This is a genomic window from Deinococcus sp. YIM 134068 (assembly GCF_036543075.1).
Taxonomy (GTDB): Bacteria; Deinococcota; Deinococci; order Deinococcales; family Deinococcaceae; genus Deinococcus; species Deinococcus lichenicola.
Map to the genome: position 1 here is coordinate 134,730 of NZ_JAZHPF010000006.1, position 10,868 is coordinate 145,597.

The window sequence follows — 10,868 nt, forward strand, 5'->3', positions numbered from 1 at the left end:
TCCAGTGGTCTACAGGCCAAGAGTATGGGCTCGTAGGGACCTGTGTACCCGTGAGCTTGCTCCTTCACCCGACGACAGCCGTCCCAGCTCGAAAATGTCCAGCAGATCAGGTCCCCCCGAATGTCTGCTTCCATTTGTGGCGCGAGTTGATGGTGCTGCGCAGGCCCCAGGAACCGTCCGGCGGGTCCTAGTCCTCGAGGTGCACCCGTGCGCCGTACGTCCCACCCTGCTCGATCAGCAGCGGACCCAGACCGATCAGGGCCAGGATGGGCCAGGCCGCGCTGGCGAGGACCACTCTCTCCGGGTCCTCCGTTCGAACCAGTCCTTTCTTGGTCAGGCGAACGTGCTCCAGCAAGGGCGTCCAGTCTGAGATCTGGGTGGTTTTCAATTCGCCGTCACCCCAGAACATACCGGAGGCGGCGCTGTGGTTCCCTTTGCCCACACAGTAGATGCCCCAGGGCAGGTACACCGTTCCGCTCTGGTCCGGTTGTTGCCGCCATTGATAGTTCCGTCGACCCCACTCCATGCCGTAACGCAACAGAGCCCGTCCGAGGCGGTCGGTGTGCCAGGGTGCCGTGATCGACAGGCCATCGGCCAGCCGAACCACAGCCTCCCCCCGTCGGTCCCGAATCAGATCGTGGAGGGCACGTACGTGCGGATTGAGGCGGGAGTGAGACCGGAACAGCGCCTTGAAGGGATCGCTGTCCTGGGCATCGGCGTGTCTCCCAACCAACACCTCCGCCATTCGTTCGGCTTGGAACTGCTGCACGCAGATCTTGACCATCGATTGGAGGGCCATTCGCCGCTGTTCCGGACTGGCCTCCCGCCCTTCGCGCAGCATCTCCCGGGCGAATTGGACGACCTTGAGGGCGGTTCGCGCCGCTTCCTGCTGGGCAAGAGCTTCTTCGGTGGGCTCGGTAGGCCGCCCCTTCGGGTAGACCACGGCTTCAAACAGGCTGGAGGACAGGCCACTGAGTGCCCTCCAGCCTTGTCGGACGCGCCACACCGTTCCATTCTTTCTGCCGACGCCCCCACACGCAAGAGCCGCTCAGGCTGGTTGTGCCGTTCGAGTCAGGTCGACACCGTTGTCCACGGTGAGGGGGCGGGGAGTGCTCGTCTGGGCCAGACATGTGTTCCATGCCCTTCAGATCAGGGCAACCCAGTCGGGACGCGCGGGCGGCGGGCCGGGATCACGCACGTTGACCAGCCGCAGCAACTGTCCCTCGTCGGGCGCCCTTCGCCACTCCACATCCCGCTCCACGTCATACGGTCGCCGGTTGCGCCAGGCCACATACTCCTGCAAGGTCTGCACCCGCAGTTCCCCCTCTGGCATGATGCGCAGAACGTGGTCCTCCACCCGGTACCAGCCGGGGGCCACCTGAAGCCGTACCACCTCGTGGGGGGACGAGGTGAAGCTGCTCAGGAGCTGCTGGATCAGCTCACGCAGCTCCGTGTTGTACCGCTGCGCCGCCTCATGGGCCCGGTCCTCGACGATGGGCCGGGCAAGCACCCCTGACCAGTGGGACACGTGAAGCTGGCCGACCGTCCAGCGCGCCAGCAGAGCGCGAGCCCGTCCCCCCAGCTCCACCGCGCGGTGAATCGGCACCGCCTCGCCGGGAATCAGCGGCTGGTCGAGGTGTTGGAGTCTCTGGGCGACCGCCTCCACGTCGAGGACTTCGCGGGCGCGGGTCTGGAAGGCCGCCAGCACCTCCGGCAGGCGACCTCCCAGGGAAATCCAGCCGTGGTCTTCGTCCAGCCTCAGGCCGTGCGTCTCGGCAAAGCGTCGCAGCGGCGTCAGGTCCTCTGCGTCGGGCAGGAAGAGCGCGGGCAAGCTGTCCTGTCCGGCCGTCTCCTGTGGGCTGACCTCGAACTGGTCACTCTGGAGCCAGGTGTCGCCCGACCACAGCAGCACCCGCAGGTGGCCCTCCTCGGGGACGGCGAGGGCGGGCAGGGTGAGGAGTTGGCCCTGCACCTCGAAGGTGAGCGTGTCCGGGACGCCGATCCGCTCCAGCAACTCCTCCCGGGTCATCTGCCAGGGCTGGTCGTGGGGCAAGGGACGCAACACCCGCTCACGCAGGTCGTCCGCGAGCGTCTCGGCAATGGCCTGGCTGCGGAACAGGTCAAAAGCGAGCAGGTGCGCGGCATAGGTCAGGTGGTCCTGCTCGCCCCAGGACACCACGCGGGGCACGTCCTCGGGCAGCTCGTAGCGGTAGTCGGGAAAGAGCGGTCGGCCGTCCCGCTGGAGATAACGCGGCTGGCTCAGGTGCCCGGAATAGGTTGGGTTGGGGGAGACTTCCGGCATAGCCAAAGGGTAGAGCGTTTGCCCCGACGCGATCAGGAGATGCGGGTGCAGGAGCCTCGCCTGCACGACTCCAGAACTGTCTGGAGCCTTCAGCGGACGGCACAATGCCCCCGATGGGGGCGTCTTCGCTGGCGTCCTGGCGTGCTCGCCTGTGCTGGTGCGGGGAGCAGGGGCGCGTCTCCTTGGCCGCGTGCCCCTGCCCGTCCAGTGGCCGTCCGGCACCCGGCGTTCCGACGGCTGAGCCCCTGCCTGGGCCGCAGCTCACGGCGGCCTCGGGCTCTGGTGTCTCAGCGTGCCCCGCCCGAGGGGAATCGGTCAACCCGCCACCTGGCCGAGCCAGACTTCGACCTGACCGAAGGCTGGGATCACAGCCGCCGCCAGCTCAGGGGAATGCGGTCGGCCAGCAGGTGCAGGACCTGCGCGATCCAGTATCCGAGCAGCGCGCACAGCAGGATGGAGCCGTTCAGCCACCCGGCAGGGACCTGGACCAGTTCCCCACTGTCCAGGGCAGGCCCGTCAGCCGCCAGCCGACACGCACGCTGAGGAAGAACAGCCCCAGCATGAAGGCGAGGTACACGATCCGGATCAGGGGTCCCCGGAGATACGTGTGGCTGACGCCGCGGTGACGGCTCACCTTGAGCAGAGGCCACCAGAGCAGCTCGAAGGGTCCCCAGGCGCGCCGGGCATCGGTCCGCACCCGGGCCATGTCGAGGTCAGGGGTGATGAACACGGTGCCGATCACGGTACCGGCCAGAAAGGCCACCACGACGGGATCACCCAGCGGAACACCGAGCCGCTCGGCGACGGCCGTGACAGACGAGACGACGATGGTGTTGATCAGGGTATGGGTGCGTCCGTTGGGCATAGGTCAAGGCGCAGCCAGGGGATGAGGACGTGGTGCACGGCGCAGGACGTTCAGCAGGGGCCGCTCCACCCAGCGCTGCGTGACGGCGGCCATCAGCAGGCACAGCGGCACGGCGAGCAGTCCGCAGGCGCTGAGGTTCAACCCGGCGCGTGTTCCCAGGACGCTCAGCGCCAGCAGCACCGGGAAGTGGACCGCGTACAGGCTGTAGCTGACCTCACCGAGCCACTGCACGGGCGGCGCTTCCAGGAACCGACGGGCGCCGCCGCCCATGATCGTCAGGATCACCAGGGCCGCGCCGGGGGCGGTGAGGTAGCGTGTAACAACCTCGTCGCTTCCGGTGACGTGACGTTGCAGCAGCACGGCCAGCCCGGCGAGCAGGGCCGGGACCACGGCCCACCTCGGCAACGTCCAGCGCTGGGCGGCCAGCACCGATCCCAGGAAGAACAGCGGAAAGTACGCCGCCTGCACCCAGCCGAGCGTGGCCGCGACCAGGCACAGGAACCAGACCACGGGCAGCGTCCAAGGCCAGCGGGCCAGGCGAGTGAACAGCGGCATCAGCAGGGCGACCTGCATCTCGACGATCAATGTCCACAGCGGCGGGTTGAGGTGGTTGGCGTTGAGGGCGGGAAAGCTGAGGGTCAGCGCGCCCAGCAGGTCCTGGGGCGTGAGCGGCGCGCGAAGGTCGCGCGTGATCAGCACGCTGAAGTCGTCGGAGGCGTGGCTTGCAGCGAAGCGTGTTAGCACGGCGAGCCCCACTGCCAGGTAGGCCAGCGGGGCCAGCCGCACCACCCGCCGGGCCAGGTAGGGCCGCACGGCCGGGCGGCGCAGTAGGCTTCTGGCCACGACGTACCCGCTCAGGACGAAAAACAGGTCCACGGCAGGTGCCCCCAGGTACCAGAGGGTGAACTCGGCCGGGGTCGGCAGGCGAGGTCCCCAAGGCACGTAGGTCAACGTGGCGACGTGGCTGAACACCACAGCGAGGGCGGCCAGACCGCGCACGCCGTCCAGGCCCGGCGACCGCAACAGGGGGAACTGGCCGCTGTAGGGGGAACTCATGCGTGGACCTCCGGGCGTTCCAAGGGGATGACGTCGTCAGGGTCGGCCCACGGCTGAGTCCGGAAGCGCCATACCCGGGGCACTTCCGTCCGCGCGAAGCGGCGCGAACGTCGAAGGGCAGCTTTGAGACTGGACTCCTCCACCTCCGGCGCGTCCGGCAGCGTGCGGTAGGCGCGAAACAGCAGGTCTTCCTCCCACGCGGTCTGTCCGGCCCGGGTCAGCACCTCGGCCAGTGCGGCCAGCCACTCCCCGCTCGTCCAGGCCACGGTATGCCCGGCGTAGTCCCCGTTCCGGGTGCGCCACACCCGCGTCGCGGGCCACACGACGGCCAGCAGCGCTTCATCCAGACCCAGCACGGCCGCCGCCTCACCGGCTGTCAGGACCCGTCCGGCGGGGAGGGTGACGCTTCGCAACCGAGACGGGGCCGCACCCCGGTACAGCGCCCAGAGGCCGGGTGCCAGACGGACCGTGCGCACCTCGGGTTGGTCGAGCGCGCGCGTCCCCTCGACCAGCAGCGCCCAGGCATGTTCGATGTCCGGCCGCACCTGGACCACGCGCGGCCGGGCGGCCAAGGCCCAGAGTTCCGCTCGCCAGGCTTGATGGCGGGTGTGCGCCCGCAGTTGCTGCCAGGCCCGTCCCTCGATCTGCCGCACGCGGTCCGGCGAGCGCTGCCAGCGGGCGGCCGTGACCGCCAGCGGTTCGCGGCGTGAACGGGCGAGCAGGGCGTCCCAGCCGCGCGGCACGGTCACGCGCGCCTCGGCCGCCCGGACGATCTCCTCCAAGTTCAGCGGCACCTCCTCACCGGAAGGCCACCTGTCCGGGCGCAGGCCGTCCAGCGCGTCCTGCCAGGACGTGGGCAGAGCGGAGGGCCTCGCTAGGAGGACGCTCCGACCGTGGTCGCGCCGGATCATGGGCGGGCCGCCAGAGAGGCCGGAGTGTCGGGGCCCATCCGCGCCAGCTCGTCCAGGCACAGCACGTCGTGCGTCTCGATCTCCAGGGAGAGGTCCGTCACGTCCAGACCATGCCGGGCGCCGAGCATCGCCGCCATCTGCGAGGCGGTGGGACGCAGCCCGAAGGTCCGGCCGACCGCCTCGGCGAACACCTCCAGCAGCGCCCTCACGCAGCGGCGCAATTCGACCTGCGTCACTTCCGGAGGGCAGAGGACCACCGCGCTCCGCCCCCAGGTCTCGCCCGGCGTGTCCAGCAAACGGACGGGGCGCAGGTGGGTGTCCTCCCAGGCCCAGTCCGGCACCTCGAACACGTAGGTGCAACTCCTCTCGCCGCTCACCATCGTCAGGTCCCAGGGGCCGACCGTGGTGTGCAGGACCCGCAAGCCGGACCAGGGCTCTCCCACGGTCCACAGGGGAGGATGGTCGTGCTTCTCCTGCTTCAAGACCCTGCCCAGCACCTTCTCTCGCAGAGCACGGTTGGCGGCGACCGCGCCCGTCCGGCTGTCCTGGAGGCTGGCGAGCAGGGTGAGCCAACCGCGGTGCACGGTCGGCAGCCCCGGTTCGGGTGGAGCGAGCTGGAGAAAGCCGTCGCTCCAGAGTTGCTGGTACGCCGCGTCCAGATCAGGTCCCGGGGCCTGGGCCAGGGGACGTACCTCTGGCGGCAGGCAGAGCAGGAGTGTCGCTCCGTCGTGGACCGGTTCCCTCGCCGAGAGAAAGCGTTGCACCCGTTCCCGTCCACCCTCCAACCGGCGCCGCTCCCAGGCCCTCACGCCCGGCGCACGGGTCACCTCAGACACGGCGCTCCTCTCCCCTGCGCCGGTCGAGCACGGCTTGGCCGAGTGGGGTGAGTTCGCGCGTGTGGGTCCACCAGCCGCGGCGCTTGAACAGCCACACCTCGTCGGGGGCGGGCCGGTACTTCCCGGCGGTCACCTCGGCCAGGACCCTGGCCAGGGCCAATTCTCGGCGGCGACTCAGGGCGGGTCCGGTGAGGCTGAGGGTGAAGACCAGCCCCAGAGCCGCCCCGCCCAGACCCAGCACGAGGACAGTCACCGGCAGGCTGGAGAGGGGTAACTGCCCACGCGCGATCAGCGTCAGGACGAGGCCGAACACGAGGAGGGCGGCCGCGAGGGCGAGGACGAGCCACAAGCAGCCACGCCGCAGGCTGGGGAGAGAGGCCATACGGGCAGTGTCGGTGCGGCCTGGTTCCCTCCAACTCAGATTCCGACTTCAGCCGTCTCCGAGCAAAGAAGCGTGAGCAACCTACACCTGAATCAGCCCTATGAGGGGCAACAACAAAAGGCGCAAGAAACCCGCGAACCCAATTGCATGTTCACCCCTCCAGCCCTACTCCGGGAAGGAACCAGGACCTCACGTCCACTCCGACTGACGCTCCCACCCCACCCGGAACCCCAACCGCGAGACTTCTTCCAGGCTGTATCCGGCCACGACCCCCTTCAATTCGTCCGTCCAGGGGCACCCCGGATCGAGCGCCTGCGTGAGGCGGTGAAGGGCGTACAGCCGCGGCGCGAGGCGGAGGGCATTCGTATCCCGGGGGTCGAACGAGTGTTCCAGCAACCTCCGGCGGACCCGTTTGTTGTCCGCGACGCCCATGGTGGCAAACACCCGGTCGTACAGGCGGGACTGATGGGCACAGACGTTGCGGACCACCGTCAGGGCGTGCAGCCAGGAGGCGAAGGTGCTGGCGCGGATGCCGGTGGGAGCCGCGATACCGTCCTTGTCCTCCTGCGACCTCAGGGCCGTGAAAAGCTTGGACCAGCCGCCTAGGCTCATGGTCTCCGCAATCATCCAGATCGGCGGCGGGGCATCCAGGTCATACCGTTCTCGGTAGTGACCGACGAACAGCTCCGGCATCTGGGTGAACTCCTCTGTGACCCTTTGCAGAAACTCGGCGTGGTCGAAGAAGTCGTTCGGCTCGTGGAAGTGCCCCGGGTCGGCGTACCACCGCAGCCCATACCGTTCGAGCATGTATTGAACAATGGCCTGCCGGATGCCGACCTCAACGGTCTGCATGGCCTTCAACACGTGCAGCCGGAGACCTTCGTCCAGGACCATCAGGCGTTCCACGTCAGCGAAGCTGGTTCCCGGCGCGTATCCCGTCGGGGTCTTGTAGGGCAGCAGGAAGCCTTTGAGGCGGTACAGGCCGACCCGCCGGAGCGAGTTGGGCATACTCAGCGTCCGGGATGAGGAGGCCCTTGTCCTGGAGGTGCTGGACCTGTTCTGACAGGGTGAGGGGCGTCTTGGTGTACACCGGCTTCATGTGCGGCTCCCAGGGTACCGACGTCGTCCAGAGCGGGCAAGAAAAAAGACCCTAGCCTCTCCCATTGCTGGGCGCTTGGGTACTCGTTGCGTGTATATTAGCAGCCATAAACACCCATGTCAACAAAAGGCTGTCGGGTTCAGGCTTTTATCTTGACTGAGGGCAAGGAAAAGGGCTGACAGATCACGCGCAACGCGCCTGTTTGTCCTCATTTAACGGTCAGGATGTGAATTGGGGTGGGGAGCTGGCGCGGCCATTTTTTGCAGCCACCACTTAACCACCGTTAATAGACATCCCCCTCCTACTTTCCCCCTTCCTGCCCCAGCCCCGGCTTATGCTGCACTGTACCCATGGCATCGCAGCAGGACATTTCTCATCAGCCGCTTTCGCCGATATCGGCCTGATCCTCCATCCCGATGATGTCGGGAAACCTCGGGTCCTCCATCAGCTCACACCTGTAGTAGCTGCTCGAGGACACTGGGACAGCGCAGCGCAAACTTCCCGAGCGGCCAAGCCTGAGCATTCAAACGCACAGGGTTTTCCTGTGGCACAGTCATTTCGCTCGGCGAGCCGACGAGATGGAGTTGTGAAAAGGGGACGCATGGGACACCTGATGGCTCACGCTCAGGCCGCAGGCGCCAGCATCGTGGTGTATGGGCACACACACATTCCTATGGTGACGTTGTACCAAGGGGTTTGGGTTATCAATCCGAGCGCTCTCGCGTCCGGAACTGTGGCCCATATGCGTCTTACGCCAGGGGTCCCGCCTGAAGTCACCCATTGGGGTCTGGGTGAGACTCCGCGGTCGGTCAATGTCTCCCTGGATTGGTCAGCTGGTTTTACGGCTGCGCTTCGCCGCTACAGCTCCAGCATCCTGGATGCTGACCTCGGACGTGTCGAAGCGGCCGTTCGTCAGACGTTCTCGCCTGACGTGCCTCATGCCGAGCAACTCAACGCGGCGTACCTCAGGGTGGCTCACCAGATGTGGGCGGGTGAAGTTCCATTGATTTCTTGGCACATGCTGGAGCGGGAGCTGAGGGTCAATCCTTTGATTGCTCAGGTGCTGAATCAGCACCTGGGGCGGAGGTTGGGAGGGGAGGGGTAGGTGGAGGATGGTCGGAGCTAGTGGTCTGTCTATTAACGGTGATTAACTGGTAGGGTGAGGCATGGATCTTCTCGACGAACGCGCCACCAAGATTCGAGATGCCCTGACCCAATCTCGCCTCGACGAACTTCTCCCTCACGTCCGCGACCAGTTGCCTGTTCCCCCGAATACCGCATTCACGCTGCTGAGCCTGATCTTCAAACAGGCCGCCACAGATGGGATCGATCTGCTCTGTCCCCCAGGGGACTTCCACTCCTGGCTGCTCCAGGTCGCTCGTCTCAATCACCGTGGTCCAGACGCAAAACCCAACACCATTCGCCTGCGCCTCTCCCTGCTCAGCAACATCTACAACCAAGCCATCCAGGTTGGGGTCCTGACCCACAACCCACTGGACGGCATCCAGCGCCCCCCCAACGAACGCGCTGGGGCTCCCCTTATCACCCGCGAACAAGTTGCGGCCCTGCACCGCGTCACCCGGAGCGACCCTGCGCTGCATGCCGCCCTGGTGCTGATCGACGAACACGCCTACCGCGTCCGCGAGCTACTGCTCTTACAGTGGGACGACTTCGACATGGCCACCGGCGTCGCCCTGCGGCCCCATACGGTCACTCGCCTAAGCGACGCGGCACTCCAAGCGCTGCAAGCCCTACATCGGGAGGCAGGGGGCCTGTTCGCCCGCGGTAAGGTCTTCCCCTACAAGATCGAGCGCGACCTGCGAGCCGCCCTGCACTCGGCTTGCCGCAAAGCCGGAGTCCCGTATGCCCCTCCCGGTGACCTGCGCCGCGCCTCCCTGCGGGACCACGTGCACTCCACCCACAGCGCGGGCTTCAGCGCCCAGGGGGGTAACACCAACCTGGAGAGAGCGACACGCCTTGCCCAGGGATTGGCCACAGCACTCGAGAGAGAGCCGAGCTGAAAGGGGCATAAGGACCGAACGCTGTCCTAAAGCGCTTTGCATCAGTGGTAGTCGCAAGCGTGATTCAAAGGGACCATGGATCCGAGCCTACCGGCTCAGGTGATGGCGTATCCACGGTCTGGTCTCCACACTACAGCTGGACTACTTTGCCATCGGTGAGGGCCTCCAGATGCAGTTCCTGGTGACGGCGGCCTCTAACGAGGATGAGGCACGCGAGCGCTTCTGGGACATCTTCTGGCGTGGCGAGCCGATGGACCATGACCATTTCGGCGGGGGGCTGAAGGTTCAACCGTGAGTGGACCGCGAGTGGCTGGCCGCATGGCTCTCGGAACGCTTCCTGGACCAGCTGGAGACTAGACCGGGAGGCTGAACCTAAGACTGGAAGCGGTGGTGGCGGTGTCAGTGCGGCGCCTGCCGATGGAACCCGCGTCTTTTGAATCGCGGGTACTGGCGCGGGTCGACGAGGGCGGCTATCGGCAGTGCAGGGCTGGGCCTGAATTTCTCCCCCTGGGCCGTTCCTCAAGCGGAACGGCCCATCCCCATGGTCTCGGGCCATAACCGACGGTCCCCCGGCAGAATCAGCGGCTGCCCATGGGCCAACTCCAATCGGCCCCCTGGTCCCTCAAGTCGCAGGTCATCCAGTGGCCCCCGGCGCTCCAGGCGCCACAAGCCGTCTTCGAGGGTGAAGCCCAGCGCCCCCGCGTCAAAGAGTCGGTGGACCGTAGGCGTCAGCGCCAGACCGTTCCGGACACCGTCGCTGCCACCATCCTTCACCGGGACCAGGTGCGCCGCGTCGAGCAGGGCGTGCGAGAGGCTGGGTGGGGCCGACCACCCGGTGACCGCGCAGCGCCACCCATACGCGGAGAGCACCCGCAGCCGGAAGCCCCGTTCCCTGACTAGCCGCTCGACCAGGACGCGCTGGCGTGCCACGCGCTCCACGGGGGTGACCTCCAGCGCCAGCGGGAGTAGACCCGCTGCAGCCAGGACCGCGCAGAAGTCTGCCCAGGCCAGGGAGCGCACCGACATTCCGCGCTGCGCTGGCCCCCGCAGTTCTCGCGGCACGCCACGCAGCAGGGTCTCGAAGACCTGCCCGCCCTCTTCCTGCGCCACCGGACGCGGCAGTGGAATCAACCCGCCGTCGTAGCGGACCCGCCACTCCTGCTGCCCATTCCGCCCCTTCCCAGTGGGCTCTGGCGGCGTGGACAGCAGCGCCCAGGCCACGTAGGCCATCCGCCCGCTGCCATGGCGCGGCTCATAGATCAGGGCCAGCATAGGCTGCCCGGCTTCAAGGGGAGCCAGCGCAGCGCGGTAGCGCGCTGGGTAGATGTAAGTGTCCTCGCTATCTCCGTAGGCGTTATCCGTCACCCGGATGGTCAGGAGCACGCAAGGCACCTCT

At 67.0% G+C, this 10,868-nt stretch carries 12 protein-coding genes; 3 read left to right on the forward strand and 9 right to left on the reverse strand.

Annotation, left to right across the window (positions count from 1 at the left end):
• Positions 1 to 187: 187 nt before the first annotated feature.
• The 8 genes from V3W47_RS08660 to V3W47_RS08695 all read right to left on the reverse strand — a co-directional run bounded on the left by V3W47_RS08660 (position 188) and on the right by V3W47_RS08695 (position 7,360).
• The gene (locus V3W47_RS08660) at positions 188 to 943 is read right to left on the reverse strand and encodes a DUF6710 family protein (protein ID WP_331824800.1); all 756 of its coding nucleotides are present in this window, start codon (positions 941 to 943) and stop codon (positions 188 to 190) included.
• Positions 944 to 1,144: 201 nt separating this feature from the next.
• Positions 1,145 to 2,302, reverse strand: coding sequence for a beta/alpha barrel domain-containing protein (locus V3W47_RS08665; protein WP_331824801.1), 1,158 nt, complete (start codon positions 2,300 to 2,302; stop codon positions 1,145 to 1,147).
• A gap of 463 nt (positions 2,303 to 2,765) precedes the next feature.
• On the reverse strand, positions 2,766 to 3,167 hold the full coding sequence (locus V3W47_RS08670; protein ID WP_331824802.1) for a DUF2227 family putative metal-binding protein: 402 nt from the start codon (positions 3,165 to 3,167) through the stop codon (positions 2,766 to 2,768).
• A gap of 3 nt (positions 3,168 to 3,170) precedes the next feature.
• Positions 3,171 to 4,223, reverse strand: coding sequence for an acyltransferase family protein (locus tag V3W47_RS08675; protein ID WP_331824803.1), 1,053 nt, complete (start codon positions 4,221 to 4,223; stop codon positions 3,171 to 3,173).
• Positions 4,220 to 5,194: a hypothetical protein gene (locus tag V3W47_RS08680; protein WP_331824804.1), complete on the reverse strand. Its 975-nt coding sequence runs from the start codon at positions 5,192 to 5,194 to the stop codon at positions 4,220 to 4,222. Before V3W47_RS08680 ends, V3W47_RS08675 begins: the two co-directional genes overlap by 4 nt.
• On the reverse strand, positions 5,131 to 5,970 hold the full coding sequence (locus V3W47_RS08685; protein ID WP_331824805.1) for a hypothetical protein: 840 nt from the start codon (positions 5,968 to 5,970) through the stop codon (positions 5,131 to 5,133). The genes V3W47_RS08680 and V3W47_RS08685 overlap by 64 nt, the downstream gene beginning before the upstream one ends.
• Positions 5,963 to 6,352, reverse strand: coding sequence for a hypothetical protein (locus V3W47_RS08690; RefSeq protein WP_331824806.1), 390 nt, complete (start codon positions 6,350 to 6,352; stop codon positions 5,963 to 5,965). The genes V3W47_RS08685 and V3W47_RS08690 overlap by 8 nt, the downstream gene beginning before the upstream one ends.
• Positions 6,353 to 6,541: 189 nt before the next feature.
• Positions 6,542 to 7,360 (reverse strand): Abi family protein, encoded by an 819-nt coding sequence (locus V3W47_RS08695; protein ID WP_331824807.1) that lies wholly within the window; start codon positions 7,358 to 7,360, stop codon positions 6,542 to 6,544.
• Positions 7,361 to 7,785: 425 nt separating this feature from the next.
• On the opposite strand from V3W47_RS08695, the gene V3W47_RS19685 reads away from it, so the two are divergent.
• The 3 genes from V3W47_RS19685 to V3W47_RS08705 all read left to right on the forward strand — a co-directional run bounded on the left by V3W47_RS19685 (position 7,786) and on the right by V3W47_RS08705 (position 9,767).
• Entirely contained in the window at positions 7,786 to 8,556 is a 771-nt protein-coding gene (locus tag V3W47_RS19685; RefSeq protein WP_442877212.1) for a metallophosphoesterase family protein, read from the forward strand.
• Between the two features lie 61 nt (positions 8,557 to 8,617).
• A complete protein-coding gene (locus tag V3W47_RS08700; RefSeq protein ID WP_331824808.1) occupies positions 8,618 to 9,472 on the forward strand; it encodes a site-specific integrase in 855 nt (284 codons plus the stop codon).
• 169 nt (positions 9,473 to 9,641) lie between these two features.
• Positions 9,642 to 9,767, forward strand: a complete 126-nt coding sequence (locus V3W47_RS08705) for a hypothetical protein (protein ID WP_331824809.1) — start codon at positions 9,642 to 9,644, stop codon at positions 9,765 to 9,767.
• 224 nt (positions 9,768 to 9,991) lie between these two features.
• On the opposite strand, the gene V3W47_RS08710 is transcribed toward V3W47_RS08705, so the two are convergent.
• Positions 9,992 to 10,864, reverse strand: a complete 873-nt coding sequence (locus V3W47_RS08710; protein WP_331824810.1) for an HNH endonuclease — start codon at positions 10,862 to 10,864, stop codon at positions 9,992 to 9,994.
• Positions 10,865 to 10,868: the final 4 nt, after the last annotated feature.

Excerpts from the sequence above, each read along its gene's own strand:
- V3W47_RS08665 (WP_331824801.1), bottom strand. The coding sequence starts at position 2,302 with ATGCCGGAAGTCTCCCCCAACCCAACCTATTCCGGGCACCTGAGCCAG.
- V3W47_RS08670 (WP_331824802.1), bottom strand. The coding sequence starts at position 3,167 with ATGCCCAACGGACGCACCCATACCCTGATCAACACCATCGTCGTCTCG.
- V3W47_RS08675 (WP_331824803.1), bottom strand. The coding sequence starts at position 4,223 with ATGAGTTCCCCCTACAGCGGCCAGTTCCCCCTGTTGCGGTCGCCGGGC.
- V3W47_RS08690 (WP_331824806.1), bottom strand. The coding sequence starts at position 6,352 with ATGGCCTCTCTCCCCAGCCTGCGGCGTGGCTGCTTGTGGCTCGTCCTC.
- V3W47_RS08695 (WP_331824807.1), bottom strand. The coding sequence starts at position 7,360 with ATGCCCAACTCGCTCCGGCGGGTCGGCCTGTACCGCCTCAAAGGCTTC.
- V3W47_RS19685 (WP_442877212.1), top strand. The coding sequence starts at position 7,786 with ATGCTGCACTGTACCCATGGCATCGCAGCAGGACATTTCTCATCAGCC.
- V3W47_RS08700 (WP_331824808.1), top strand. The coding sequence starts at position 8,618 with ATGGATCTTCTCGACGAACGCGCCACCAAGATTCGAGATGCCCTGACC.
- V3W47_RS08705 (WP_331824809.1), top strand. The coding sequence starts at position 9,642 with ATGCAGTTCCTGGTGACGGCGGCCTCTAACGAGGATGAGGCACGCGAG.